Genomic DNA, 25165 nt, shown 5'->3' on the forward strand with positions numbered 1-25165 from the left:
TGCTGATCAACAGCCCGCAGCACTCCACCCTCGTTCATTGAAACCCAGGGTGTTGCACTTCACTTTTGAATCCGCCCTCCTTTGATGCGAGAAAACTGGGCTCTGGTGCACAGCCCATCCTTCAAGAATACGTGAGACACGGGTTCGTAGGCTCTGGTCCAGACAAGAAGCACCCGGGACGCACGGTGCCCGCGCGGTCGGGGGTTACCGCTTACGAGACCCTGAGGGACTCCCACTCCCCCACACAATGCCGCGCCAGCGCCGTCGCCCAGCCAGGCTCCCCTGGCACAAAGGCAATGCCATACAGGGGGCTGACCAGAAACCCCGCGCGCTCAAACGCCGCGCTGTCGCTCGATCGCACGAACGCGGCCAGGTCGCGGAAAGGCACGGCCACGGTGCCCAGGTGCAGCACCTCGGCGCGGGCCGTCACCTCTTCCAGCCGGCCGCTGTCCTGAAAGCGGTACACCACATCGCCATAGTCCAGCGCGGTCAGGCCCACGGTGTTGCGCAATTCGCTGCGCGGCTGGCCGTGGACACGGATGACATCGTCGCGCGTGGCGGTAAAGGGCACGCCGTTCACGCTTTCGTAGGGTTGCAGGTGCATGGACCATTCTGTGGCGGGGCGATGCGGGGACGCAAGCCCGGCGAAAACGAATCGGTGACCGACAAGGAATGCCTGGATGCCTTCATGCAGCTCTCGCGCGTGGAGGGCATCATTCCCGCGCTGGAAAGCGCCCATGCCATGGCCTGGGCCATGCGCATGGCGCCCACGCTGGGCAAGGACACCCACATCCTCGTGAACCTCTCGGGTCGCGGCAACAAGGACGCAGATTACGTGGCCAAGGTGCTGGGGATTTAACGCCCGGCGGCACAAGCCCCTCGCGTGTCCGGGCCCAACACGCCTTCCAGGCGACAATACCGGGCACGATTGCCCCATTCACCTTCCACAAGTATTCACCATGTCACTTCCATCCAACAAGCAACGCAGCCGCCGCCTTCGCAAGAAGATGCGCGTGGGCGAATTCCAGGAACTCGGCTTCGAGTACGAGCTGAAGGTGAAGCAGGCCCTGACGCCCGAGCAGGAAGAGGCGCTGATGAACCGCTTTCTGACCGAGTTGATCCTGCCCCGCAACCTGGCAGCGTCCGGCTGGGTGTGCGAGGGTTTCGTGATGGCTTACCTGCGCGGCTCCGCCACCGAGGGTGATCGCCAAGCCACCCAAGCCTGGCTCGCCGCGCAACCGGAGGTGGCCGGGGTCACGGTCAGCGCCTTGAAGGACGCCTGGTACGTCGAAAACTGAACGCCCCGCACACGCCGCAGGCGCTGCGCGAAGGCAAGCCCGGCGCGTGCCAGGCTCCACCGCCCTTGCGCTGGGTGTAAAACGCCGCAGCAGGGCCGATACACGCAAAAACCCCGGGCTGAGGGCAGCACCGGGGTTTTTCCTTTTCTTGAGGCGCCAGCAGACGCTGGCACACCGCTTCACATGTGGTCGATCATCACCTGCCCGAAGCCCGAGCAGCTCACCTGCTTGGCGCCTTCCATCAGGCGGGCGAAGTCGTAGGTCACCTTCTTGCTGGCAATCGACTTCTTCATGGCGCTGATAATGAGGTCGGCGGCTTCCACCCAGCCCATGTGGCGCAGCATCATCTCGGCCGAGAGGATTTCGGAGCCGGGGTTCACATAGTCCTTGCCGGCATATTTGGGCGCCGTGCCGTGCGTGGCTTCGAACATGGCGATGGTGTCGCTCAGGTTGGCGCCGGGGGCAATGCCGATGCCGCCCACTTGCGCGGCCAGGGCGTCGGAGACGTAGTCGCCGTTGAGGTTGAGCGTGGCGATCACCGAGTATTCAGCGGGGCGCAGCAGGATTTGCTGCAGGAACGCGTCGGCAATGCTGTCCTTGACGACGATGTCCTTGCCTGTCTTGGGGCTCTTGAACTTCATCCAGGGGCCGCCGTCGATCAGTTCGGCGCCAAACTCCTTGGCCGCTAGGCCGTAGCCCCAGTCGCGAAAGCCCCCTTCGGTGAACTTCATGATGTTGCCCTTGTGCACGAGGGTCACGCTGGGCTTGTCGTTGTCGATGGCGTACTGGAGCGCCTTGCGCACCAGGCGCTCGGTGCCTTCGCGCGAAACGGGCTTGACCCCGATGCCGGACGTGGCGGGGAAGCGGATCTTCTTGACGCCCATCTCGTCCTGCAGGAACTTGATGAGCTTTTTGGCCTTGTCGGATTGGGCTTCGAATTCGATGCCGGCATAGATGTCTTCCGAGTTTTCACGAAAGATCACCATGTTGGTCTTGTGGGGCTCCTTCAGCGGCGAGGGCACGCCGTCGAAATACTGGATGGGGCGCAGGCAGACATACAGGTCGAGCTCCTGGCGCAGGGCCACGTTCAGCGAGCGGATGCCGCCGCCCACGGGCGTGGTCAGCGGGCCCTTGATGGAGACCACATAGTCCTTGACGGCGTGCAGGGTTTCTTCGGGCAGCCACACATCAGGGCCGTACACCTTGGTGGATTTTTCACCGGCAAACACTTCCATCCAGTGGATCTTTTTCTTGCCGCCATAGGCCTTGGCCACCGCGGCATCGACCACCTTGAGCATCACGGGGGTGATGTCGGCGCCGGTGCCGTCGCCTTCGATGAAGGGAATGATGGGCTGGTCCGGCACATGAAGGGTCATGTCGGCGTTGACGGTGATTTTCTGGCCTTCGGCAGGCACCTGGATGTGCTGGTAGCTGGTCATGTCGGGAGTCTCCAGTGGGATGTTGGAATGAACTGCAGCGGGTTGGAAAAATCCGTGAAACGCCGCAATTTTACCGGCCCCACCTTGCGGCGAGCAGCCGTACACACGTGCCGCCCGCAGGATTGACACCGCCAGATCCCCCGATGCGTATCCACCCAAAAAAATGCCGCACGGCAGGCCTGGGCCCGCAGTACGGCATTTTGGCTGACCTGTCGTGGCGGCCCCATATCAGGGGCCCACCACGCGTCTGTCAGGCTGCGGCGGAAAGCACCGCGTTCAGGGTCGGGCTGGGCCGCATGATGGCATCCAGCTTGGCCAGATCGGGCATGTAGTAGCCGCCGATATCGGCGGGCTTGCCCTGCACGGCATTGAGCTCGTCCACGATCTTTTGCTCGTTGGCAGCCAGTTGCTCGGCCAGCGGGGCAAAACGCTTTGCCAGCGCGGCGTCGTCGGTCTGCGCGGCCAGCTCTTGCGCCCAGTACAGGGCCAGATAGAACTGGCTGCCGCGGTTGTCGAGCTGGCCGGTCTTGGGCGAGGGATTCTTGTTGTTGTCCAGCAGCTTGCCGGTGGCGGCATCCAGCGTCTTGGCCAGCACCTTGGCCTGTGCGTTGCCGGTCTTCAGCCCCAGGTCTTCCAGCGACACGGCCAGGGCCAGGAACTCGCCCAGCGAGTCCCAGCGCAGGTGGTTTTCCTCCACCAGCTGCTGCACATGCTTGGGCGCCGAGCCGCCGGCGCCGGTTTCGTACATGCCGCCACCGGCCATCAGCGGCACGATGGACAGCATCTTGGCGCTGGTGCCCAGTTCCATGATGGGGAACAGGTCGGTGAGGTAGTCGCGCAGGATGTTGCCGGTGGCGCTGATGGTGTCCAGGCCGCGGATCACGCGCTCCAGCGTGTAACGCATGGCGCGCACCTGGCTCATGATCTGGATGTCCAGGCCGGAGATGTCATGCTCGTGCAGGTACATCTTGACCTTGGTGATCAGCTGGGCCTCGTGCGGACGGTAAGCATCGAGCCAGAACACCACGGGCATGCCGGAGTTGCGGGCACGGTTCACGGCCAGCTTGACCCAGTCGCGGATGGCGGCGTCCTTGACCTGGCACATGCGCCAGATGTCGCCGGCTTCCACATTCTGCGAGAGCAGCACTTCGCCGGTGGCCAGGTCGGTGATGTTGGCCACGCCGTCCTCGCTGATCTCGAACGTCTTGTCATGCGAGCCGTATTCCTCGGCCTGTTGGGCCATCAGGCCGACGTTGGGCACCGTACCCATGGTCTTGGGGTCGAACGCGCCGTGCCACTTGCAGAAGTTGATCATCTCCTGGTAGATGCGTGCAAAGGTCGATTCGGGCATCACGGCCTTCACGTCCTTGAGGCGGCCGTCGGCGCCCCACATCTTGCCACCGTTACGGATCATGGCGGGCATGGAGGCGTCCACGATGATGTCGTTGGGTGAGTGGAAGTTGGTGATGCCCTTGGCCGAATCCACCATGGCCAGCTCGGGGCGGCCTTCGTGGCAGGCGTGCAGGTCTTTGAGCACTTCTTCGCGCTGGGCCGTGGGCAGGGTGGCCACTTTTTCGTAGAGGTTGGCCATGCCGTTGTTCACGTTCACGCCCAGCTCTTCGAACAGCTTGCCGTGCTTGGCAAACGCATCCTTGTAGAAAATCTTCACGCAGTGGCCGAACACGATGGGGTGCGAGACCTTCATCATCGTGGCCTTGACGTGCAGCGAGAACATCACGCCGGTCTTGCGCGCGTCTTCGATTTCCTTTTCGTAGAACTCCAGCAACGCCTTCTTGCTCATGAACATGCTGTCGATGATCTCGCGGTCGAGCAGCGACACCTTGGGCTTGAGCAGGATGGTCTTGCCGGTCTTGGTGATCAGCTCCATCTTCACGTCGCGGGCCTTGTCCAGCGTGAGCGACTTTTCACCATGGTAGAAATCCCCACGGTGCATGTGCGAGACATGCGAGCGCGAAGCCTGGCTCCACTCGGCCATGCTGTGCGGGTTCTTGCGTGCGTATTCCTTGACAGCCCTGGGTGCGCGGCGGTCGGAGTTGCCTTCACGCAGCACGGGGTTTACGGCGCTACCGATGCACTTGGCATAGCGCGCACGGATCGCCTTTTCTTCGTCGGACTTGGGGTCTTCGGGAAAGTCTGGCAGCGCATAGCCCTTGCCCTGCAGTTCCTTGATGCAGGCGATCAGCTGGCCCACCGAGGCACTGATGTTGGGCAGCTTGATGATGTTGGCGTCGGGCTCCAGGGTCTTCTTGCCCAGCGCGGCCAGCGTGTTCGGCACCTTCTGTTCGTCGCTCAGGCATTCGGGGAACTCACCCAGCACGCGGGCCGCCACCGAAATGTCGCTCTCGACCACGTTGATGCCCGCAGGCGCGGCAAAGGTGCGCACGATCGGCAGGAAAGAAGCGGTGGCCAGGCGCGGCGCCTCGTCGGTCAGGGTGTAGATGATGGTGGGTTGCTGGGTACTCATCGCTTATGTCTCAAGAAATGGCTGAAAAAAACCACCGGATGGTGGCCCAGCCGGTAGCAGTGATCGAACCCCGCCATTGTGCTTTCTTGCATCCGGCCCGACCCGGCTTTTTTGCAATCGAATATCACGATGCGAAATGAAAGCACGCAATTTGACCAATTTTTTGATCCAATGGGCCCTGCCATGCCGGTTTCCCTGTCAACGCCGCGCTCCCGGCCACGGTTGCAGGTGGAGCTTCGCGGCGGTTCGCGAAGCATTCACCCCGACGATTCGTCAAGGAAATGGCACATATGAAAAAACTACTCGCTGTCCTGATGGCTGGTCTGTTCGCTGCAGGTGCTTTTGCACAAGCCCCAGCCGCTGCACCCGCCCCCGCTCCCGCGCCTGCTCCGATGGCGGCGCCCATGGCAGCGCCTGCGCCTGCAGCAGCCCCGGCACCTGCCACCAAGGCCGCCAAGGCACCTGCCCAGGCCAAGCACAAGAAAGCGGCCGCCAAGAAGACCAAAAAGGTCGCCAAGAAAGCCGCCTGATCACGGTGGCACGGGCCTGCCGCCGATGGCGGCCCCGGTTGCTTCAAAATCGCCCGCATTCGCGGGCGTTTCTGTTTCCGGTCTGCGCCCGCCTCTGCTACCGTTCACCTGTCTGCCACCGCTCCACTTCGCTCCATGACAACCACACTCTCTGCCCGCCGCCACGCCGCACGCCACATTGCCGGCCCCATTACCACCGCGTTGACCGCCCTGGGGGTGTGCGTGATGGCGTTGTGGGCCACCGCATCCAGCGCCCAGGACAGGCCACAACTGGCGCTGCAGCGCGTCGAGCTCACGGCCGGCATGCACCGCATCGATGCCCAGGTGGCGCAAACGCCGCAACAGCGCCAGACCGGCCTGATGCACCGCAGGGAGATGCCCGCCCAGGAAGGCATGCTGTTCATCTTCGAGCAGCCCGGCGTGCAATGCTTCTGGATGAAGAACACCTTGCTGCCGCTGACCGCGGCCTTTGTGGCCGATGACGGCACCATCGTCAATCTGGCCGACATGAAACCCCAGACCACCGATTCGCATTGCTCGGCAAAGCCCGTGCGCTACGTGCTGGAGATGAACCAGGGATGGTTCGGCAAAAAGGGCATCAAGGCCGGTTTCAAGCTCGGCGGTGCTCCGTTTGCACGGCGTTGATGCACCATGTTGAGCTATTTTTAATATAGCTTTCAGCGCTTGCCAGCAAAGCGCTGCAGCCCCAAAAACACAAAACGGCCCGCAAGGGCCGTTCTGGTTTCAGGAGCACAGCGGGTGAAGCACCCGCCCCTGCTGCCTGCTTCAGGCGAAGTTGGCTTCGGCGAACTTCCAGTTCACCAGTTTGTCCAGGAAGGTTTCCACAAACTTGGGGCGCTGGTTGCGGTAGTCGATGTAGTAAGCGTGTTCCCACACGTCCACCGTCAGCAGGGCCTTGTCGGCCGTGGTCAGTGGCGTGCCGGCGGCGCCGGTGTTGACGATGTCCACGCTGCCATCGGCCTTCTTCACCAGCCAGGTCCAGCCCGAGCCGAAGTTGCCCACGGCCGACTTCACAAAGGCTTCCTTGAAAGCCGCGTAAGAGCCGAACTTGGCCTGGATGGCCGCAGCCAGTGCGCCCGTGGGCTCGCCGCCGCCCTGGGGAGCCATGCAGCTCCAGAAGAAGGTGTGGTTCCAGATCTGGGCGGCGTTGTTGTAGATGCCGCCGCTGGATTTCTTGACGATCTCTTCGAGCGTCATGGCTTCAAACTCGGTGCCCTTTTGCAGGTTGTTGAGGTTCACCACATAGGCGTTGTGGTGCTTGCCGTGGTGGTATTCCAGCGTTTCCTGGCTGTAGTGCGGGGCCAGGGCGTCAATCGCGTAGGGCAGCGGGGGAAGGGTGTGTTCCATGGTGTTTCCTCGTGGTTTGAAATTCTGGGATACCCATTCGCAGTGCTTGCGCAGCAATGCGGTCGGGCGCGGAGCAAGCAGGCATTGTAGGAAGAACAATCGACCTGTGCTGCGGGCTGCGCGAGAACACCCGCCGTTGCGTGAGAAAGGTGGATTTGTCCTACAGCAGGCGCGGCTGCACCACGGTGACATCCACCGTGCCATCGGCCAGCGTGGCGCGCAGGGCATCGCCCGGCTGCGCCTGGCGCACGCTGGTGACGGCCTGACCGGTGGTGTCGGTCAGCAACGCATAGCCCCGCTGCAGCACCAGGCGCGGATCGAGCAGCTGCAGCCGCAGGGCCGCGCGGTCCAGGCGCTCGGCCTGCAGCGCCAGCCGGCGTTGCAGCAGTGCAGGCAAATCGGCCTCCAGCGCTTGCTGGGTATGCGCAAACTGCTGCATTTTTAGCAGCACACCATGGCGCATGCGCTGGGCCAGGCGCGCCAGCTGCATCTGCTGCCGGGCCACGAGGCCCGAGGGCCGGCCCAGGCGCGCGGCCGCCTGGTCCAGCCGCTGGTGGCGGGTGTCGAGCTGGCGCTGCATACCATCGGTCAGCCGGCCGGCCAGCAAGCCCAGCGCTCCCAGCCACACCTCGCGCGGCTGGGCCACCAGCTCGGCCGCGGCCGTGGGCGTGGGCGCGCGCAGGTCGGCGCAGAAGTCGGCGATGGTGAAGTCGGTTTCGTGGCCCACGCCGCTTACCAGCGGCACCGGGCTTTGCACGATGGTGCGCGCAAGCTGCTCGTCGTTGAAGGCCCACAGGTCCTCCATGGAGCCGCCACCGCGCACCAGCAGGATGACATCAATGGCTGGATTGGGGGCCAAATCGGCCCCGGGCGCTTGTCCTGCCTTCGCCAGTTGATACAGTTCTGATAGCGCCTTGGCGATGGACCGCGGGGCCACCGCGCCCTGCACCAGCGCCGGTACCAGCACCACCGGGATGTGCGGCACCCGCCGGCGCAGCGCCGTCACCACATCGTGCAGCGCGGCCGCGCCCGGCGACGTGACCAGGCCAATGGCCCGCGGCTGCAGCGGCAGAGGCCGCTTGCGCGCAGCATCAAAAAGGCCTTCACCCTCCAGTTGCGCCTTGAGCCGCAAAAACTGCTCGAACAGCGCGCCCTGGCCTGCGCGCTGCATGCTCTCGACGATGAACTGCAGATCGCCCCGGGCTTCATACACGCCAATGCGCCCGCGCAGCTCCACCAGTTCGCCATCGCGCGGCGAAAAGTCAAGCAGGCTGGCCGAGCGGCGGAACATGGCGCAACGCAACTGGCCGTTCGCATCTTTCACCGAGAAGTAGCAATGCCCGCTGGATGCGCGCGAAAAGCCCGTGATCTCGCCGCGCACCGCCACCGGGTTGAATCGCGCCTCCAGCGCATCAGCAATGGCGCGGCACAGCGCGCCAACTTCCCAGATTCGTGGCGCAGTTACAAGACTGGCGGGCTCAGGCATGAGACAGCACCAGCGTTTGCAGGCGATGCGCCCAGTGACTACTCCACAGCGCGGAGCGAGCAGCAGGCACTGCACCCCCTATGGCCAAAACCCGCAGGAAAACACGAAAACACGCGCAACTTATTGATTTACAACGATTTTTCACTGATCAATTTTTCATCAATCTGTTGAACCCACGGCGTGGCGCCGCTTTGCGAGCCCCACAAGCCCAGTTGCCCACAAAGTTATCCACAGATTTTGTGGGTGAGAAAACGGCATGCACTACGCAACTTTGTGTAACTTTTTGTGTCGCGAAAGACTTGGTGAGCTGGGCCATAATCGCCGCTTGCCTTCATCCGAGCGGAGAGAAAATTGCTGTCCATCATACAAGCCGCAGGCTGGCCCATCTGGCCACTGATCACCTGCTCTGTCCTGGCGTTGGCGCTGATTTTCGAGCGCTTCGTGGCCCTGAAAACCGCGCGTGTCGCCCCCCCCAAATTGCTGGACGAAGCCATCACCGTGTCGGCCAAGGCCGTGCCCACGCCCGATGTGGTGAACCAGCTGGCCCAGAACTCCGCGCTGGGCGAGGTGCTGGCCAGCGGCCTGCGCGCCTTCAACAACAATCCTTTGTGCACCGAGGCCGATTTGCGCGCCACCATGGAGGGCGCCGGGCGCACTGTGGCGCACCGGCTCGAAAAATACCTCAATGCCCTGGCAACCATAGCCTCGGCAGCCCCGCTGCTGGGCCTGCTGGGTACCGTGATCGGCATGATCGAGATTTTTGGCTCGCAGGTAGGTACCGGCGGCGCCAGCCAGGCCATGGGCGGCGGCAACCCGGCGCAGCTGGCGCATGGCATCTCGGTTGCGCTGTACAACACGGCATTCGGCCTGATCGTGGCGATTCCGGCGCTGATCTTCTGGCGCTATTTCCGCAGCCGCGTGGATGCCTACCTGCTCACGCTGGAGCTGGCCTCCGAGCAGTTTGTGCGCCACATCCTGCGGCTGCGCAAAACGAAATGAGCGCCCCGCGGTGCCTGAAAGACTGAGCGCATGAACTTTCGCCCCCGTCCCAAGGATGAGCCCGAGATCAACCTGATCCCGTTCATCGATGTGCTGCTGGTGATCCTCATCTTCATGATGCTGACCACCACCTACAGCAAGTTCACCGAGCTGCAGCTGACGCTGCCCGTGGCCGACGCCGAGCAGCAGCGCGACCATCCCAAGGAAGTGATCGTGGCCGTGGCGGCCGACGGGCGCTATGCCGTCAACAAGGCCGCCGTCGACGGCAAGGGCGTGGATGCGGTGGCCCGTGCACTGGGCCAGGCGGCCAGCGCCGGCCGCGACAGCGTGGTCATCATCAGTGCAGATGCCACGGCGCCCCATCAGGCGGTGGTGACCGTGATGGAGGCCGCGCGGCGCGTGGGCCTGAGCCAGATCACGTTTGCAACGCAGTCTTCGGTGTCGGCCCGCACAGGCAACGGCCGCTAGCCACGATGGCTGCCGCAGGGCCGCAGCCGCCCTCCTCGCCTTCCCCCGCGGTCAAGCCGGCCGCTGGCGGCCTCCAGCCCACGGGGCTGGCACGCATCTGGCGCTCGCGCGGGCCTGCCGCCTGGGCCTTGTGGCCACTGTCCCTGGCCTACGGCGCGCTGGTGGCACTGCGGCGCGCGTTGTACCAGCTGCGCGTGCTGCGCACAGAACACCCGGGCGTGCCGGTCATCGTGGTGGGCAATGTGATTGCCGGTGGCGCGGGCAAGACCCCCGTGGTCATTGCCCTGGTTCGGCATTTGCAGGCACAGGGCTGGCAGCCGGGCGTGATCTCGCGCGGCTACGGCCGCATCACCCGCGACTGCCGCGCGGTACACCCCGACAGCCCGGCCCTGGAAGTGGGGGATGAACCTGCCCTGATTGCCCGCGCCACCAAGGCACCCGTTTTTGTGGCGCCCCTGCGCATCACGGCGGCGCGCGCGCTGCTCACCGCCCACCCCGGCACCGACATCCTGGTGTGCGACGATGGCCTGCAGCACCTGGCCCTGGCGCGCGACCTGGAGATCTGTATCTTCAACAGCGACGGCGTGGGCAACGGTTTTTTGCTGCCCGCCGGCCCCCTGCGCGAGCCCTGGCCCAGGCGGGTGGACTGGGTGCTGCACGCCGGCGCGCCCCCCGCCGGGAGCGCGCCCAATTTTGCACTGCAGCGCAGGCTGGCACCCCATGCATTGCGCGCGAATGGCCGGCAGGTGCCGCTGGCCTCGCTGCGTGGCGACCCGGTGCATGCCGTGGCGGCAGTCGCGCGGCCCGAAGAATTCTTTGCCATGCTGCGGGCGCAAGGCCTTCAGCTGGCAGGCGCCGAAGCCCTGCCAGATCACGATGACTTCAATGGCTGGAAGCGTTTTACTGATAAGCGCTTGACACTGATTTGCACTGAAAAAGACGCTGTCAAGCTCTGGCCTTTGCACCCCGATGCGCTGGCGGTGCCACTGGAGCTCTGGATCGATCCCGCCTTCATGGCCGCCCTCGACGCCCGGCTGTCGGTGTGGCGGACCGCGCCGCTATCATCCCCCTCTGCCTGATTTCCGGAAAACGCCGCCATGGATCCCAAACTGCTTGAATTGCTGGTCTGCCCTGTCACCAAAGGTCCGCTGACCTATGACCGCGAGCGCCAGGAACTGGTGTCGCGCAGCGCCCGCCTGGCCTACCCCGTGCGCGACGGCATTCCCGTGCTGCTGGAAAACGAGGCGCGAACCCTGACCGACGAGGAACTGGAGGCGTGAGCCCCGCCACGGCCACCGGCTTCACGGTGCTGATCCCGGCGCGCATGGCATCGAGCCGTCTGCCCGACAAGCCTCTTGCCGATATCGCCGGCCTGCCCATGGTGGTGCATGTGGCCCGCCGCGCCGCGCAAAGCGCTGCAGCCCGCGTGGTGGTGGCGGCCGACGATCCGCGCATCCTGCAGGCCTGCCAGGCCCACGGGGTGCAGGCCCTGCTCACGCGCACCGACCACGCCAGCGGCAGCGACCGGCTGGCAGAAGCCTGCACCCAGCTCGGACTGGACGGCGATGCCGTGGTGGTCAACGTGCAGGGCGACGAGCCCCTGATGGACCCCGCGCTCATCGATGCCGTGGCGGCCCTGCTGCCCGCCCGCCCCGAAGCCAGCATGGGCACGGCAGCCCACGCCATCCACACCCTGGCCGACTACGAGAACCCCAACGTCGTCAAGGTCGTGCTGGATGCGCGGGGCCTGGCCCACTATTTCAGCCGGGCACCGATTCCGCACGCCCGCGACCACGCGGGCCAGTCCTGGTGGCAAGGCGCCGCGGCCCAAGCCGCACCGGGCGTGGCGGCCCTGAACGGGTTCGCACCGCTGCGCCATATCGGCATCTACAGCTATCGCGCCGGATTTTTGCGGCAGTTTCCTGGCCTGGCCCAGGCGCCCACCGAGGCGGTGGAAGCGCTGGAACAATTGCGCGCCCTGTGGCATGGCCACCGCATTGCCGTGCACATTGCGGCTCAGGCTCCCGGCCCGGGCGTGGACACGCCCGCCGACCTGCATCGGGTGCGCGCACTGCTGGCCTGAAACCACGGCAGCCACCCCTTGGCTGGGGACCCTCGCCGTAAGCCAGGGCGAGGCATGCACATGCTATCCTTGCCCGCAAAGAAAGCACTGCGTCTTGGGCCTTCGTTGCGCCTACTGCCAGCCGTGCCAGCCGATTTCTAACCTTCGAGGATTTCCATGAGACTGATTCTGTTGGGCGCCCCCGGTGCCGGAAAGGGCACGCAAGCCACGTTCATCTGCCAGAAATACGGCATCCCGCAAATCTCCACCGGCGACATGCTGCGCGCAGCCGTCAAGGCTGGCACGCCGCTGGGCCTGCAGGCCAAGGCCGTGATGGATTCGGGCGCCCTGGTCAGCGACGACATCATCATCGGCCTCGTCAAGGAACGCATCACGCAACCCGACTGCGCCCAGGGCTTCCTGTTCGACGGTTTTCCCCGCACCATCCCCCAGGCCGACGCCATGAAAGCCGCAGGCGTCAAGCTCGACTACGTGCTTGAAATCGATGTGCCGTTCGACGCCATCATCGAGCGCATGAGCGGCCGCCGCTCGCACCCCGCCAGCGGCCGCACCTACCACGTGAAGTTCAATCCACCCAAGGTGGCAGGCAAGGACGACCTGACCGGCGAAGAGCTGATCCAGCGCGAAGATGACAAGGAAGAAACCGTCAAGAAACGCCTGCAGGTCTACAGCGACCAGACCCGCCCGCTGGTGGACTACTACAGCCACTGGGCCAAGGCCGAGCCCGATGCCGCCCCCAAATACCGCGCCATCAGCGGCACGGGCAGCGTCGAAGAAATCACGGCACGCGCAATGCAGGCCCTGGCGAGCTGAACCACCGCGCGATCCGCACCGGCTGGGCCTCCGGTGGGTGCGTTACTGCCGATAAGCGATCACGGCAGCAGATCCAGCATCAGCGAGATGCGTGCCTTCACAGGGGACAGGCCCCGGGAATCGGGTAACGCATCGCCGGGCCTGGGCAACACCTGGCCTTCCGGGCAGCGCGTGGAACGCATGACTTTCACACCAGCCGCCTGCGCGCGCAGCAGCGCTGATTCCAGCACATGATGAAGCGTGCCGTTGCCCGTGGCGGCCACCACAATGCCCTGCACGCCGTCGCGCACCAGCGCGTCCACCAGCGCACCCGTGGCGCCAGCGTAACTCATCACCACCTCGACACGCGGCCATTGCACGCAATTTGCTACCCTTCCAATAGCAAATTGCGCCTCTCCTGATTGTGCCAACGGCCAACCCTGCACCAAACGCACCACCCCCTCCTCCACCCAGCCCAGCGGGCCGGCATCCCCCGAGCTGAATGCATCCACCCGGTAGGGATGCACCTTCTGCACACACTGCGCGCCATGCACCACGCCAGCCGCCACCACCATCACACCCCTGGCCCCCGCAGTCGTCGCCACGGCGACGGCATCGAGCAGGTTCTGCGGGCCGTCAGGTGTCAAGGCCGTGGCGGGCCGCATCGCGCAGGTCAACACTACCGGCTTGCGGGCGTCCAGCACCGAGTGCAAGAACCAGGCGGTCTCTTCCAGCGTATCCGTGCCATGGGTGATGACCACGCCGCGCACCTCGGGATCGGCAAGCGCGCTGGTGCAGCGCTCTGCCAGCACCTGCCACACACTGAACTCCATGTCCTTGCTGTCCAGTTGTGCCAGCTGCTCGGCCTCCAGCCCCCCGCAGGCCACTGCCTGCAAGCCGGGCACCCCATGCAGCAACTGCTCAACCCCCACCTGCGCGGCGGTGTAACCAATGTTGTCACCCCGGGTAGCAGAAGTGCCAGCAATGGTTCCACCGGTTCCCAAGACCACAATTTTTTGACTGTTCACTTGCATCCTTTGAAAAACTGGTGAAAAATACAGTAACTGGATTAATACACAGTTATCTCCACCAACGTGGCACGCACTGGAAACACCATGCTCGACAACCCCAAGCTCACGGCCCGCCAGCAACAAATCCTGGACCTGATCCAGGTGGCTATCTCCCGCACCGGCGCTCCGCCCACCAGGGCAGAAATCGCCACCGAGCTGGGCTTCAAGTCGGCCAACGCCGCAGAAGAGCACCTGCAAGCCCTTGCCCGCAAGGGCGTCATCGAGCTGGTCAGCGGCACGTCCCGCGGCATCCGCTTGCGTGGCGACACAGTGCGCTCCATCAATGCAGCGCGCGGCACCCAGTTCAGCCTGCCCATCCCGGGATTGTCGCAGCTGGTCTTGCCCCTGATTGGCCGCGTGGCTGCGGGCTCGCCCATTCTCGCGCAGGAGCATGTGGACCAGACCTACAGTGTGGAAAACAGTCTCTTCCAGCACAAGCCCGACTACCTGCTCAAGGTACGCGGCATGTCCATGCGCGACGCCGGCATCATGGACGGCGACCTGCTAGCCGTGCAATCCACCCGGGAAGCCCGCAACGGCCAGATCGTGGTGGCCAGGCTCGGTGACGATGTCACCGTCAAACGCCTGCGTCGCACGGCCAGCACCATTGAGCTGCTGCCCGAAAACCCTGATTACCCCGTGATTGTGGTTCAGCCAGGCGAGGTTTTCGCGATTGAAGGCCTGGCCGTGGGCTTGATCCGCAACACCATGCTCATGTAATTCCCCATCCTCTGCTGCGCGCCTCAGGTGGCGGGCGTTTGGCAAGCCCCTGGCGGGTTTTCCAGCCCTGAGAGCGCGCACCCCCTGCAATCCTGCCTGTGCTCAACCCCTGATACATGGAGTTTTCACATGGGACTTGCCTTGTTCGCACTCTCTGCACTATCTCAACCGATTCACACCCTCGCGCAGTGGCTGCACCCCAGGCGCTGCACGCCTGCGCACAGCCCTGCGCACTCGGCTCGCACACCCTGCGTGCGCCACGAAGGTCTTTTGTCCTGCGCGGTGGCCAGCATCGTCCCAGAGGTGGCAGGTTCGGCGTCAGGCAGCGCAGGCTGTCAGCCCGCTGCTCGCATGCACAGTGCGTCTTGCACCACCACCGGGCCGGGCGCCGCAAGCCGTCGAGGCACCCGACGCCCTGTGCGCGTTCTGCATCCGGCATCCCGCTCAGAGGTCGGGCGCATGGTCATCTCGGGCCGCATGGCCGATGTCTGCGCCGAGCTGGAGCGCATGGCAGCTTGCGAAACATGCCACTGAGGTCCATATCCCCAGCTCTGGCGCAACGGGTGCCACAAAACGTTGCATTCTGTTCGAGAGCCTAGGGGCGGCAAGACTTCCGACCAGCCCCCGCCAAGGCACAATGGCGGGATGAATATTGTGATTCTGGATGACTATCAGGATGCGGTGCGCAAACTCCATTGCGCAAGCCGGCTCGATCCCTACTCAGCAAAGGTCTACACCAACACGGTGAAAGGCCAGGGGCAACTGGCCGTGCGCCTGAAAGATGCAGACATCATCGTGCTGGTGCGTGAACGCACCCAGATCACGCGCCAGCTGGTCGAAAAACTGCCACGACTGAAGCTGATTGCCCAAACCGGCAAGATCGGCAGCCATATCGATGTGACTGCGTGCACCGAGCGTGGCATCGCCGTGGCCGAGGGGGTAGGTTCACCTGTGGCGCCAGCTGAACTTACCTGGGCGCTGGTGATGGCAGCCATGCGGCGCTTGCCCCAGTACATTGCCAACCTCAAACATGGCGCCTGGCAACAGTCCGGTCTCAAGGCGGCCTCGATGCCCCCCAACTTCTGCATCGGCAGCGTACTGCGAGGAAAAACACTGGGCATCTGGGGCTATGGCCGTATTGGACAACTGGTGGCCGGCTACGGCCGGGCATTTGGCATGAACGTACGGGTGTGGGGTCGTGAGGCCTCCCGCGCCCAGGCCCTGTCCGACGGATACCAGGCGGCTACCAATAGGGAAGAGTTCTTCTCGCAGTGCGATGTGCTCTCTCTGCACCTGCGACTCAATGATGAAACCCGCGGCATCATTTCGCTGGAAGACCTGTCGTGCATGAAGCCCACCGCACTGCTGGTCAATACCTCGCGCGCTGAATTGATTGAACCCGACGCCCTGATTGCGGCGCTGAACCGAGGACGCCCAGGTTTGGCAGCCGTTGATGTGTTTGAGAGCGAACCCATCCTGCAAGGCCATGCCCTGCTGCGCCTGGAAAACTGTATCTGCACGCCCCACATTGGTTATGTCGAGCAGGACAGCTACGAGTTGTATTTCGGTGCTGCCTTCGACAACGTGGTGAACTACATCAAGGGTACGCCGACGAATATCGTGAACCCGGGCGCACTGCAAGTCCGGCGCTGAGTGCCGGCGCAACCTCCAGTTCCCGCCGTTGTGAATTGAGCAGGCATCCCATAAAAAATGGCTTCCCGAAGGAAGCCATTTTGGTAGGTGGGCAGCACCCAAAGATGCCGCCAAGTTGTCTCTGAATTCAGTTCAGAGGCGTCTTCTTGCCGTCCTTGTACACGTACAGGGTGATGGCGGGGTTCTTCATTTCACCGTTGGGCTCAAATGCGATCGTGGAGGTTACGCCCTTATATTGCGACTTGAGCAATTCAGGGGTATAGACCTTGGGGTCCACCGAGTTGGCACGCTTCATGGCGTCCACGATCAAGTGCGTGGCGTCATAGGTGTAGGGGCTATAGACCTGGAACTGGCCTGGATACTTGGCATCGTACTTGGCCTTCCATGCCTTGCCGCCGGGCATCTTGTCGAGTGACGCACCGCCTTCGGCACACACCACATTGGACAGCGTCTTGGCACCGGCAGCCAGCTTGGCGATTTCGGAGGTACAGATACCGTCACCACCGAAATATTTCACGTTGCCCATGCCCAATTGCTCCATCTGGCGCAGCATCGGGCCGCCCTGGGGATCCATGCCGCCGAAGAAGATCGCATCAGGATTTTTGGACTTGATAGCCGTCAGGATGGCCATGAAATCGGTGGCCTTGTCGGTTGTGAACTGCTCGTCCACCACCTTCATGCCCTTTTCTGCAGCCACCTTCTTGAACACGTTGGCCACACCCTGGCCATACGCCGTGCGATCATCAATGATGGCGACGGTCTTGAGCTTGAGCGTGTCAGCCGCGTAGAAAGCCAGTCCAGCCCCCAAGGCATTGTCGTTGGCAATGATACGGAATGTGGTCTTGTAACCAGGCTTCGTGAGGTTGGGGTTGGTGGCTGCACCCGTGACATGGGGAATGCCACAGTCGTTGTAGACCTTGGACGCAGGAATGGTTGTGCCGGAGTTCAGGTGACCCACGACGCCAGCCACCTTGGCATCGCACAACTTCTGTGCAGCCGCCGTGCCCTGCTTGGGGTCCGCTGCATCGTCTTCGGCTTGCAACTCGAACTTGATCTTCTTGCCACCGATGGTGATGCCCTGAGCGTTCAACTCTTCGATGGCCATGCGCGCGCCATTTTCGTTGTCCTTGCCATAGTGGGCTTGCGCGCCGGAAACCGGAGCCACATGGCCGATCTTGACCACTTGCTCTTGTGCAGAGGCCATACCAGCAACAGCCGCGATAGCAGCAACAGCGGTCAGTTTCAACTTCAATTGCATATTAATCTCCAGTAAAGATAAACGCTGAGAATAGTTCTTGTGTCTCAACGCAGGTGAACATATCGCAATTTACGGGCCAGATCACTAGGGAACACGCGTAAATGCACGGGAAACCACAGGGAGTTACCCTGTCATCTCCCCGGCTGCGGCGAAGCACCGCCAGCCAATTCGTCGGCCACTGCTTCATAGACCGCATGCCGTACCACCGATTCAATCTCTTCCCGAAGGCGGGGCAGCACGGAGCGTGTCTGCTCCTGTATCACCAGGGCAATCGCTTCACGCAACCGCTGATCCAGCACCCCATCGACGCGCTGCATCACTCGGTGCACCATGTACTCTTCCATGCCCGGCGGCACGGGTGGTACCGGACGGGGGGATGACTGGATGGGCCGGGCACCGTAATTACCCGCCGCATTCCTGTCCAACGTCTGCACAGGCGCCACAGGAGGCAAAACCCCGAACTGGGGCGACGGTGCGGGTTTCGCAATGGTGGGTTCGACCGCCAGAGGCACTGAAACGGGGAGCATGTCCACCCCCTGTACCACTTCAGTGAGGGTTGGCACAAAACGAGGGAGTGACTTGGGAGGAAGAGGCATCAGTCAGCTTTCGAGACCAGATCATGGCGGGTGATGGAATACCCTCGCGATGCATAGTGGCGCCAGCGGGTTCGCGCTCCACGCCGGTCCGCTTCATCCGTGGCACTCACCACTTCGACCAAACGAGCAAAGCTACCAAACCCTTCAGGGACTTCACCTCCCATGTTGAGCAGCATCTCTTGATGCGGCGCTTGCCGCGCATCCAGAGCGAGCACCACAGGGGAGAAACGCAAAAGCTCGTCCCCAGCATCGCTGCGGCAATGCGCCAGAAAATCCTGCGGCATCATGTTCCAGAGCATTCCGTCCAGTTCCGCCAGAATGTCCGCAGGACCGGTGATCAAGAGCCGCACGCCACTGCGTTGCGCCTTGCGTGCAAACCGGCACGCGTAGACCAGTTTGTCAGGCGTATTGAAGTGGAAAGCTATTTCAGTCATACCGATCTCAGTCGGGCTTTGAGCGGCCCTTGCGCTTTGCCGGCTGCGCGGGTGCACCCTCTTTCTTCGCATTCTGCGCAGACAACTGCTGCGCATGGCCCAGCAGGTAATGCACCAGCAATCCTACCGGCCGGCCAGTGGCGCCCTTTGCGGCCCCCCCTTTCCATGCGGTTCCGGCAATGTCGAGGTGCGCCCACGGAAGCTCTCCCACGAAACGCTGCAGGAACTTGGCAGCAGTGATAGAGCCACCTGCCCGCCCCGCCACATTGCCCATGTCCGCGAAATTGCTCTTCAAGCCCTCGGCGTAGTCCTCGTCCAGCGGCATGCGCCAGCAAAGGTCCTCAGCCGTCTCCCCGGCCGAAGCAAGGGCTGCGGCAAGTGCGTCGTTGTTGGAAAAGAGTCCACTGCGCACGCCTCCCAAAGCAATCACACAGGCCCCGGTCAAGGTGGCGATGTCCACCAACGCCGCAGGCTTGAAACGCGCTGCGTAGGTCAATACATCACACAGAACCAACCGACCTTCCGCGTCTGTATTCAACACCTCGATGGTCTGACCGCTCATGCTGGAAACAACGTCACCGGGTTTCACAGCCCGACCATCCGGCATGTTCTCACAGGCGGGAATGAGGCCGACCACATTGATCGCAGGTTGCAATTCTCCAAGTGCGCGAAACACGCCGAGCACACTCGCTGCGCCACACATGTCGAACTTCATTTCATCCATTTCGGCAGCAGGCTTGATGGAAATGCCGCCGGTATCAAAAGTGATGCCCTTACCCACCAACACCACCGGTGCCTCGGCCTTGCCCGCACCGCTGTATCGCAGCTCGATCAACCGCAGCGGCTCCTCCGAACCTTGCGCGACAGCGATGAATGCACCCATGCCCAGACGGGCCACGTCGTTGGGGCCATGCACTTTGCACTGGATGCGGGGTTGCCCCGCAAGGGACTTGGCGGCTTCGGCCAAAAGACTCGGCGTTGCGTGGTTGGCCGGACGGTTCCCCCATTCCCTGGCAAATTCCACGCCCCCCACCAGCCCAACCCCTTGCGCAAAAGCCTCGCGAACCGCCTCTGCACGGGGGACACCGATCACCACCCGGTTCAAGGTGCGCGCTTGCGCCTTGGACTTGGTGGTGGTGTAGACATAACTGGCATCCGCCACTGCCTGCACGGCAGCGCATACCCCACCTGCCTGGGCATCCCCAGCAAAGCAAACCACGGCACGCTTGACCTGGGGCAACCTGAAACTTGCGGCGATGGCCTGCAGCGCCAGACGAACGGCGCGGGCCGAGCCATTGCCAGCCCCCAGCAAAACGACGCGACGCGCGCTCAAGGCCGGTGCCAGATAGAGTTGCAGGCTCTTTCCTGCTTTGGTATCGAGATCGCCACATTTGAGCGCATGGTCCACGAGCACCGACAAGGCATCCCGTCCCGGCCTGAAGCCCTCGGGGACCAATACGACCAGGAGATCGCATTTTTCGGTTGCCGCTGCTGGCAGCGCCAGCGTCTTCAGATCAAAGTTCATAATCGCTGTTTTCCTTCGAGCCAATGTTATTCGATTCATCCATTCGCAAAGAACTGGCGCGCAGCTTTGGGGCGACGCTCGTCGTGCTGGTGACCGTGGTCATGACCATGATGCTGATCCGTACCCTGGGCCAGGCGTCGCGCGGCAGCGTCAATCCTTCCGACGTCATGCTGGTCATGGGTTTCACGGTGCTGGGGCAGCTCCCCACCATTCTCAGCCTGAGCCTTTTCATGGCCGTGGTGAGCGTGCTGTCACGCATGTACCGGGACAGCGAAATGGTCATCTGGTTCTCAGCCGGCCAGGGTCTGGTGAGTCTGCTTCGCCCCTTGCTGCGCTTCGCGTGGCCTGTGATGGCGGTCATTGCCATCCTGTCCTTGGGCGTGTGGCCCTGGGCCAATGCGCAGATACAGGAACTCAAGACCCGGTATGAACAACGCAGCGACATCGACCGCATCGCACCAGGTGAGTTTCAGGAATCCGCCAACGGCACCCGGGTGTTCTTTATCGACAAGGACAGCCCGGACACACAGGTAGGTAACAATATTTTCATCGCTACCAGCAACGGCACCAAGGAGTCGGTGACATCCGCCCGCAGTGCCCGACTGGAGGTACGCGCTGGCGAACGTTTTGCGCTGCTCAGCCAGGGGCAGCGGCTGGAATCCGCCACGGACCAACATGGCCTGAAGATCAGCGAGTTCGCCGAATACGGCACGCGCATAGGGTCGGCCTCCAGCACCTCAACAGAACAGCTCGCTGTCAAAACCCGCACCACGCATGAGTTATTGATGGAATCGACGATTCCCGCCTATCAGGCAGAACTGGGCTGGAGGCTGGGACTCGCGCTGGCAGCCATCAATTTTGTGATTCTGGGCCTGGCGCTGGCCAGCGTGAACCCGCGCGCCGGGCGCAGCGGAAGCCTGATGTTTGCCCTGTTCGCCTTCGTTGTTTACTTCAACCTCATGACGCTGGGACAGAGCTGGGTGGGAGCAGGAAAGTTGAGCCTGTCAGCCTTTATGTTTTTCCTGCACGGTGGCACTCTCGTTCTCGCCCTGATCATTTTGGCCGTAAGGCACAACCGCTGGACATTGCGGCGCCTACAGCCTGCACGGAGGATCCCATGAAGGTACTTCGCCGCTTCATTCATCGCGAAGCCCTCCTTGCCGTGGGATTTGTGACCCTGGGTTTCCTGGCGCTGTTTTTTTTCTTCGATCTGGTGGACGAACTGCGCTGGGTTGAACGGGCGGGGCCTGACGGCTACCAACTGTCTCATGCGCTGCTCTTTGTCGCCCTGAGCATTCCCAGTCATCTGTATGAGCTACTCCCGATTACCGTACTCATCGGGACTATTTTCGTGATGGCGCGGCTGGCGCAAAGCTCTGAATTCACCATCATGCGCACGAGTGGCTTGGGTCCCTGGCAAGCGTTGCGCACGTTGCTGACACTCGGGGGATTTTTCGTGCTGCTGACGTTTGCCGTGGGTGATTACATTTCTCCCCTGACCGAACGGACAGCGCAGCTCATCAAAGTACGCCACCTGGGCCGATTGACCTCTGGCGCAACCGGCGCCTGGCTCAAGGAACGCCAACAAGAGCATTCCTATGCAGTGAACGTGCGCGCATTGGCGCCAGATGGCGGCATGATGGGCGTGCGCATTTTTGAGTTTGATGAGAAGGGGCAGCTGGCGTCGCAGACCTATGCGGAAACTGGACGCTTCACGTCGCCTGGGCACAAGGGAAGCTGGGAGTTACATCAGGTGCGGCGCAGCAGCTTTGTACTTCAAGGCGGTGAAGAAGCCCGTGTTGAACACTTACAGGCACCGATGCTGCAATGGCCGACTCGCATCAGCGCGGATATGGTTGCTGCTTCGCTGCTCAAACCTGACCGCATGGCCACGTTTGATCTCTTCCAATATATCCGGCATCTTGATGCCAATGGCCAGTCTGCCCAACGCTATGAAATCGAGTTCTGGCGCAAGGTTTTTTACCCATTGAGTTGCCTGGTGATGGTGGTGCTGGCATTGCCTTTTGCCTACTTGCACTTTCGTGCGGGCGGCATCGCAGCTTATGTGTTTGGCGGAGTGATGGCGGGCATCAGCTTCTTCCTGCTCAACAATGTTTTTGGCTACGCAGGCAATCTACAAAATTGGTCCCCGTGGCTCACTGCGGCTGCTCCGGGAATGATTTACTCCTTGTTGTCGCTTGCAGCCTTTGGGTGGCTTGTATTGCGACGCTGACCTTTGCGCCGCACGTTGTATGTCCCGAAAATCACCTGCCATCGTTCTCTTTTCGCATGGTTCACGCGATCCACTATGGCGCGCCCCCATCGAGGCTGTTGCCGCGCGCATTGGCTCGCAGCACCCTGAAATGCTGGTGCAATGCGCCTATCTTGAGCTTTGCGAACCCACATTGGCACAGGCTGCCGACCTACTCACGCAACAAGGGGCGACCCATATCACGGTGGTACCCATGTTTCTGGGCACCGGCAAGCATGCACGCGAAGACCTGCCCGTGTTGGTAGAGCAACTGCGCTTGCGCCACACGTCAGTGCACTTCGCGGTGCAGGGTGCAATTGGTGAAGACAACCGAATGACAGCCCTGATGGCCGAGATTGCTTGCGACACTTCGGCAACCACACCATCCCCTTAGACAAATGCAGCATAATGATGCGACTTTTTAGGCCGCATCTGATATGAACCTGCACCAATTTCGATTTGTTCAAGAGGCCGCGCGCCGCAACCTCAATCTGACCGAAGCCGCCAAAGCCCTGCACACATCCCAACCGGGTGTGTCCAAGGCGATCATTGAGTTGGAAGAGGAACTGGGGATCGACATCTTTGCGCGCCATGGCAAGCGGCTCAAGCGCATTACAGAGCCAGGCCAGCATGTCCTCAAAAGTATAGAAGTCATCATGCGTGAGGTGGGAAACTTGAAGCGCATTGGCGAGCAGTTCAGTGCGCAGGACAGTGGAACGCTGTCTATCGCAACAACCCACACCCAGGCCCGCTATGTACTGCCCGTACCAGTAGCGCGGCTGCGAGAGGCGTACCCCAAAGTCAACATCAGCCTGCACCAGACCACGCCTGACCAGGTCGCCCGCATGGTCATTGATGAAGTGGCAGAAATCGGCATGGCCACCGAGTCGCTGGCCGACTATCCCGAATTGGTGACCCTGCCCTGCTATGAATGGCAACATGTATTGGTGCTTCCCCCCAACCATTCGTTGATCCATAAAGAACGCATTGGCCTGGATGACATAGCCCATGAACCACTCATTACATACCACCCCACATTCACAGGTCGGGGCAAGATTGATCTGGCTTTTGCAACCAGGCGCCTACAGCCTCGCATTGCACTGGAAGCCATAGACTCAGACGTGATCAAGACTTATGTCCGGCTAGGCCTGGGCATAGGCATCGTGGCAGAAATGGCCATGCGTGACGACCCGGTGGGTGATCTGGTGGTACGCCCCGTGGGACATCTTTTCGGTCAAAGCGTAGCACGCGTGGCTTTTAAGCGCGGCGCCTATTTACGCAACTTTGTCTATAAATTCGCCGAACTGCTCAGTGACCGTCTGAGTCGCGAATTGATTGCCCGCGCCATGACCGGGCATGTCAACGATTACGAGCTCTGATCAGTCGGCAGAGTTTTCCAATCCTCCATCTCGTCCGCCCTCTCCCTATGACAAACACGCTGCAGAAATCGCTCACCCCCACATTTCCGAGCAAGCTGCCCCACGTTGGCACCACCATTTTTACCGTCATGTCGGCATTGGCCGCGGAGCATGGTGCGGTTAACCTGGGCCAGGGGTTTCCTGATTTTGAATGTGATCCTGCCTTGGTAAACGCTGTGACCCAGGCCATGAAGAATGGCCACAACCAGTACCCGCCGATGCCTGGCATTTCTGCGTTGCGCGAAGCAGTTGCTCTAAAAATTGAAGCACTGCATGGCCGAAAATATGATCCAACCACGGAAATAACCATCACGGCAGGAGCCACTCAGGCGATCTTCACAGCCATTCTTGCCATCGTGCATGCGGGCGATGAAGTCATCGTGCTCGACCCCTGTTATGACAGCTACGCGCCCAATATTGAATTGGCGGGCGGCACCGTTGTTCGCGTACCTCTTACCCCAGGGACTTTTCGCCCTGACTTTGATCGCATCGGCGCAGCAATCACACCACGTACCCGCGCACTCATCATCAACAGCCCGCACAACCCGAGCGCCACCATCTGGAGTGCCGCGGATATGCAAAAACTACAGGATCTGCTGGCGCCCACCAACATCCTGCTCATCAGCGACGAAGTCTACGAACATATGGTTTTCGATGGCGCCGAGCACCAGAGCGCTGCCCGTTTTCCGGGGCTTGCCTCTCGCGCGTTTGTCGTATCGAGTTTTGGGAAAACTTTCCATGTCACAGGATGGAAGGTCGGAGCTGTCGCAGCACCCGCATCGCTCACTGCCGAATTCCGCAAAGTGCACCAATTCAATGTGTTCACCGTCAATACTCCGATGCAACATGGATTGGCGGAGCATCTGAGAGATCCAGCACCTTATCTGCAACTACCAGCTTTCTATCAGGCCAAACGCGATCTGTTCCGCCATGGACTGGAAGGCTCCCGCCTGAAACTGCTACCCAGTACGGGCAGCTATTTCCAGTGTGTCGACATTTCTGAAATAAGCACTCTTCCTGAGTCCGATTTTTGTCAATGGCTCACACGCGAAATGGGGGTTGCAGCTATCCCTCTCTCAGCTTTCTATGGCGACAATTTCAACCAAGGTGTGATCCGCTTCTGTTTTGCTAAAAACGATGCAACCCTGCGTGAAGCAATTACACGTTTACGAAAACTCTGAGAAGGTAGGCGGGATGGATTGTACGGTTGAAGGACGGACAGTTTCCCGCCTCCATAAGACACGCATATGTTTGCTGCCCGCAAGCAGAAACGCCCCACTCAAAATTTGAGC

General features: G+C 61.9%; 26 protein-coding genes and 1 pseudogene. 17 read left to right on the forward strand and 10 right to left on the reverse strand.

What is annotated here, in order from left to right:
• Positions 1–211: 211 nt before the first annotated feature.
• Complete coding sequence (locus AC1RDS_RS19860; RefSeq protein ID WP_348682479.1) at positions 212–604, reverse strand: hypothetical protein; 393 nt, start codon at positions 602–604, stop codon at positions 212–214.
• Between the two features lie 48 nt (positions 605–652).
• Here AC1RDS_RS19860 and AC1RDS_RS19865 point away from each other — a divergent pair.
• Positions 653–859, forward strand: a pseudogene (locus AC1RDS_RS19865) (tryptophan synthase subunit beta); the annotation flags it as partial.
• 100 nt (positions 860–959) lie between these two features.
• Positions 960–1298: a YggL family protein gene (locus AC1RDS_RS19870; protein ID WP_348682480.1), complete on the forward strand. Its 339-nt coding sequence runs from the start codon at positions 960–962 to the stop codon at positions 1296–1298.
• A 179-nt stretch (positions 1299–1477) separates the two neighbouring features.
• Here AC1RDS_RS19870 and icd read toward each other — a convergent pair whose 3' ends face one another.
• Together icd and AC1RDS_RS19880 are read right to left on the reverse strand one after the other, a co-directional pair.
• Positions 1478–2737 carry an NADP-dependent isocitrate dehydrogenase gene (icd, locus tag AC1RDS_RS19875; protein ID WP_348682481.1) on the reverse strand — a complete coding sequence of 420 codons (1260 nt, stop codon included), beginning with the start codon at positions 2735–2737 and terminating at the stop codon, positions 1478–1480.
• 250 nt (positions 2738–2987) lie between these two features.
• Complete coding sequence (locus AC1RDS_RS19880; RefSeq protein ID WP_026436508.1) at positions 2988–5222, reverse strand: NADP-dependent isocitrate dehydrogenase; 2235 nt, start codon at positions 5220–5222, stop codon at positions 2988–2990.
• Positions 5223–5512: 290 nt separating this feature from the next.
• Here AC1RDS_RS19880 and AC1RDS_RS19885 point away from each other — a divergent pair, with 290 nt between their 5' ends.
• On the forward strand, positions 5513–5752 hold the full coding sequence (locus AC1RDS_RS19885; protein WP_092698534.1) for a hypothetical protein: 240 nt from the start codon (positions 5513–5515) through the stop codon (positions 5750–5752).
• Positions 5753–5977: 225 nt separating this feature from the next.
• Positions 5978–6397, forward strand: coding sequence for a DUF192 domain-containing protein (locus AC1RDS_RS19890; RefSeq protein WP_287879006.1), 420 nt, complete (start codon positions 5978–5980; stop codon positions 6395–6397).
• A gap of 141 nt (positions 6398–6538) precedes the next feature.
• Here AC1RDS_RS19890 and AC1RDS_RS19895 read toward each other — a convergent pair whose 3' ends face one another.
• Both AC1RDS_RS19895 and xseA read right to left on the reverse strand, forming a co-directional pair.
• Positions 6539–7120 carry a superoxide dismutase gene (locus AC1RDS_RS19895; protein ID WP_026436506.1) on the reverse strand — a complete coding sequence of 194 codons (582 nt, stop codon included), beginning with the start codon at positions 7118–7120 and terminating at the stop codon, positions 6539–6541.
• A gap of 160 nt (positions 7121–7280) precedes the next feature.
• A complete protein-coding gene (xseA, locus tag AC1RDS_RS19900; protein ID WP_348682482.1) occupies positions 7281–8606 on the reverse strand; it encodes an exodeoxyribonuclease VII large subunit in 1326 nt (441 codons plus the stop codon).
• A gap of 351 nt (positions 8607–8957) precedes the next feature.
• Between xseA and AC1RDS_RS19905 the strand changes: the two genes are divergently transcribed.
• From AC1RDS_RS19905 to adk, 6 genes are all read left to right on the forward strand, one after another.
• Positions 8958–9605 (forward strand): MotA/TolQ/ExbB proton channel family protein, encoded by a 648-nt coding sequence (locus AC1RDS_RS19905; RefSeq protein WP_026436504.1) that lies wholly within the window; start codon positions 8958–8960, stop codon positions 9603–9605.
• Positions 9606–9635: 30 nt separating this feature from the next.
• The gene (locus AC1RDS_RS19910; RefSeq protein WP_348682484.1) at positions 9636–10073 is read left to right on the forward strand and encodes an ExbD/TolR family protein; all 438 of its coding nucleotides are present in this window, start codon (positions 9636–9638) and stop codon (positions 10071–10073) included.
• Between the two features lie 5 nt (positions 10074–10078).
• Positions 10079–11152, forward strand: coding sequence for a tetraacyldisaccharide 4'-kinase (gene lpxK, locus AC1RDS_RS19915; protein WP_348682485.1), 1074 nt, complete (start codon positions 10079–10081; stop codon positions 11150–11152).
• Between the two features lie 18 nt (positions 11153–11170).
• On the forward strand, positions 11171–11353 hold the full coding sequence (locus AC1RDS_RS19920) for a Trm112 family protein (protein WP_026436501.1): 183 nt from the start codon (positions 11171–11173) through the stop codon (positions 11351–11353).
• Positions 11350–12156, forward strand: a complete 807-nt coding sequence (gene kdsB / locus AC1RDS_RS19925; protein WP_092698501.1) for a 3-deoxy-manno-octulosonate cytidylyltransferase — start codon at positions 11350–11352, stop codon at positions 12154–12156. The genes AC1RDS_RS19920 and kdsB overlap by 4 nt, the downstream gene beginning before the upstream one ends.
• A gap of 156 nt (positions 12157–12312) precedes the next feature.
• Complete coding sequence (gene adk / locus AC1RDS_RS19930; RefSeq protein ID WP_092698503.1) at positions 12313–12969, forward strand: adenylate kinase; 657 nt, start codon at positions 12313–12315, stop codon at positions 12967–12969.
• 59 nt (positions 12970–13028) lie between these two features.
• Here adk and AC1RDS_RS19935 read toward each other — a convergent pair whose 3' ends face one another.
• The gene (locus AC1RDS_RS19935) at positions 13029–13982 is read right to left on the reverse strand and encodes an asparaginase (RefSeq protein ID WP_092698505.1); all 954 of its coding nucleotides are present in this window, start codon (positions 13980–13982) and stop codon (positions 13029–13031) included.
• 81 nt (positions 13983–14063) lie between these two features.
• Between AC1RDS_RS19935 and lexA the strand changes: the two genes are divergently transcribed.
• Together lexA and AC1RDS_RS19945 are read left to right on the forward strand one after the other, a co-directional pair.
• The gene (lexA, locus tag AC1RDS_RS19940) at positions 14064–14738 is read left to right on the forward strand and encodes a transcriptional repressor LexA (protein ID WP_092698507.1); all 675 of its coding nucleotides are present in this window, start codon (positions 14064–14066) and stop codon (positions 14736–14738) included.
• 645 nt (positions 14739–15383) lie between these two features.
• Positions 15384–16391 carry a D-2-hydroxyacid dehydrogenase family protein gene (locus AC1RDS_RS19945; protein WP_026437788.1) on the forward strand — a complete coding sequence of 336 codons (1008 nt, stop codon included), beginning with the start codon at positions 15384–15386 and terminating at the stop codon, positions 16389–16391.
• 127 nt (positions 16392–16518) lie between these two features.
• Here AC1RDS_RS19945 and AC1RDS_RS19950 read toward each other — a convergent pair whose 3' ends face one another.
• From AC1RDS_RS19950 to AC1RDS_RS19965, 4 genes are all read right to left on the reverse strand, one after another.
• Positions 16519–17649, reverse strand: coding sequence for a branched-chain amino acid ABC transporter substrate-binding protein (locus AC1RDS_RS19950; RefSeq protein WP_092698509.1), 1131 nt, complete (start codon positions 17647–17649; stop codon positions 16519–16521).
• A 131-nt stretch (positions 17650–17780) separates the two neighbouring features.
• Positions 17781–17993: a hypothetical protein gene (locus AC1RDS_RS19955; RefSeq protein ID WP_342029666.1), complete on the reverse strand. Its 213-nt coding sequence runs from the start codon at positions 17991–17993 to the stop codon at positions 17781–17783.
• Positions 17994–18244: 251 nt separating this feature from the next.
• Entirely contained in the window at positions 18245–18679 is a 435-nt protein-coding gene (locus AC1RDS_RS19960) for a DNA polymerase III subunit chi (protein WP_092698513.1), read from the reverse strand.
• Positions 18680–18686: 7 nt separating this feature from the next.
• Positions 18687–20204 carry a leucyl aminopeptidase gene (locus tag AC1RDS_RS19965; RefSeq protein WP_092698515.1) on the reverse strand — a complete coding sequence of 506 codons (1518 nt, stop codon included), beginning with the start codon at positions 20202–20204 and terminating at the stop codon, positions 18687–18689.
• A gap of 23 nt (positions 20205–20227) precedes the next feature.
• On the opposite strand from AC1RDS_RS19965, the gene lptF reads away from it, so the two are divergent.
• Genes lptF through AC1RDS_RS19990 form a run of 5 tightly spaced genes read left to right on the forward strand, consistent with a single transcriptional unit; the run spans position 20228 to position 25054 of the window.
• Positions 20228–21325: an LPS export ABC transporter permease LptF gene (lptF, locus tag AC1RDS_RS19970; RefSeq protein WP_092698517.1), complete on the forward strand. Its 1098-nt coding sequence runs from the start codon at positions 20228–20230 to the stop codon at positions 21323–21325.
• Complete coding sequence (gene lptG, locus AC1RDS_RS19975) at positions 21322–22437, forward strand: LPS export ABC transporter permease LptG (protein ID WP_092698519.1); 1116 nt, start codon at positions 21322–21324, stop codon at positions 22435–22437. The genes lptF and lptG overlap by 4 nt, the downstream gene beginning before the upstream one ends.
• Positions 22438–22456: 19 nt before the next feature.
• Positions 22457–22849: a sirohydrochlorin chelatase gene (locus AC1RDS_RS19980; RefSeq protein ID WP_287878949.1), complete on the forward strand. Its 393-nt coding sequence runs from the start codon at positions 22457–22459 to the stop codon at positions 22847–22849.
• A 43-nt stretch (positions 22850–22892) separates the two neighbouring features.
• Entirely contained in the window at positions 22893–23834 is a 942-nt protein-coding gene (locus AC1RDS_RS19985) for a CysB family HTH-type transcriptional regulator (RefSeq protein WP_026436814.1), read from the forward strand.
• 47 nt (positions 23835–23881) lie between these two features.
• Positions 23882–25054: a pyridoxal phosphate-dependent aminotransferase gene (locus AC1RDS_RS19990; protein WP_287878944.1), complete on the forward strand. Its 1173-nt coding sequence runs from the start codon at positions 23882–23884 to the stop codon at positions 25052–25054.
• Positions 25055–25165 lie beyond the last annotated feature (111 nt).

Source organism: Acidovorax sp. GW823-FHT02H02, from assembly GCF_058797075.1.

Bases quoted from the DNA above. Each gene is read 5' to 3' on its own strand.
- lptF (WP_092698517.1), top strand. From the start codon at position 20,228: ATGTTATTCGATTCATCCATTCGCAAAGAACTGGCGCGCAGCTTTGGG.
- AC1RDS_RS19985 (WP_026436814.1), top strand. From the start codon at position 22,893: ATGAACCTGCACCAATTTCGATTTGTTCAAGAGGCCGCGCGCCGCAAC.
- AC1RDS_RS19990 (WP_287878944.1), top strand. From the start codon at position 23,882: ATGACAAACACGCTGCAGAAATCGCTCACCCCCACATTTCCGAGCAAG.
- icd (WP_348682481.1), bottom strand. From the start codon at position 2,737: ATGACCAGCTACCAGCACATCCAGGTGCCTGCCGAAGGCCAGAAAATC.
- AC1RDS_RS19895 (WP_026436506.1), bottom strand. From the start codon at position 7,120: ATGGAACACACCCTTCCCCCGCTGCCCTACGCGATTGACGCCCTGGCC.
- AC1RDS_RS19950 (WP_092698509.1), bottom strand. From the start codon at position 17,649: ATGCAATTGAAGTTGAAACTGACCGCTGTTGCTGCTATCGCGGCTGTT.
- AC1RDS_RS19880 (WP_026436508.1), bottom strand. From the start codon at position 5,222: ATGAGTACCCAGCAACCCACCATCATCTACACCCTGACCGACGAGGCG.
- adk (WP_092698503.1), top strand. From the start codon at position 12,313: ATGAGACTGATTCTGTTGGGCGCCCCCGGTGCCGGAAAGGGCACGCAA.
- lexA (WP_092698507.1), top strand. From the start codon at position 14,064: ATGCTCGACAACCCCAAGCTCACGGCCCGCCAGCAACAAATCCTGGAC.
- AC1RDS_RS19920 (WP_026436501.1), top strand. From the start codon at position 11,171: ATGGATCCCAAACTGCTTGAATTGCTGGTCTGCCCTGTCACCAAAGGT.
- AC1RDS_RS19910 (WP_348682484.1), top strand. From the start codon at position 9,636: ATGAACTTTCGCCCCCGTCCCAAGGATGAGCCCGAGATCAACCTGATC.
- lpxK (WP_348682485.1), top strand. From the start codon at position 10,079: ATGGCTGCCGCAGGGCCGCAGCCGCCCTCCTCGCCTTCCCCCGCGGTC.
- lptG (WP_092698519.1), top strand. From the start codon at position 21,322: ATGAAGGTACTTCGCCGCTTCATTCATCGCGAAGCCCTCCTTGCCGTG.
- AC1RDS_RS19935 (WP_092698505.1), bottom strand. From the start codon at position 13,982: ATGCAAGTGAACAGTCAAAAAATTGTGGTCTTGGGAACCGGTGGAACC.
- AC1RDS_RS19980 (WP_287878949.1), top strand. From the start codon at position 22,457: ATGTCCCGAAAATCACCTGCCATCGTTCTCTTTTCGCATGGTTCACGC.
- AC1RDS_RS19885 (WP_092698534.1), top strand. From the start codon at position 5,513: ATGAAAAAACTACTCGCTGTCCTGATGGCTGGTCTGTTCGCTGCAGGT.
- AC1RDS_RS19870 (WP_348682480.1), top strand. From the start codon at position 960: ATGTCACTTCCATCCAACAAGCAACGCAGCCGCCGCCTTCGCAAGAAG.
- AC1RDS_RS19945 (WP_026437788.1), top strand. From the start codon at position 15,384: ATGAATATTGTGATTCTGGATGACTATCAGGATGCGGTGCGCAAACTC.
- AC1RDS_RS19890 (WP_287879006.1), top strand. From the start codon at position 5,978: ATGGCGTTGTGGGCCACCGCATCCAGCGCCCAGGACAGGCCACAACTG.
- AC1RDS_RS19960 (WP_092698513.1), bottom strand. From the start codon at position 18,679: ATGACTGAAATAGCTTTCCACTTCAATACGCCTGACAAACTGGTCTAC.
- AC1RDS_RS19955 (WP_342029666.1), bottom strand. From the start codon at position 17,993: ATGGAAGAGTACATGGTGCACCGAGTGATGCAGCGCGTCGATGGGGTG.
- xseA (WP_348682482.1), bottom strand. From the start codon at position 8,606: ATGCCTGAGCCCGCCAGTCTTGTAACTGCGCCACGAATCTGGGAAGTT.
- AC1RDS_RS19860 (WP_348682479.1), bottom strand. From the start codon at position 604: ATGCACCTGCAACCCTACGAAAGCGTGAACGGCGTGCCCTTTACCGCC.
- AC1RDS_RS19965 (WP_092698515.1), bottom strand. From the start codon at position 20,204: ATGAACTTTGATCTGAAGACGCTGGCGCTGCCAGCAGCGGCAACCGAA.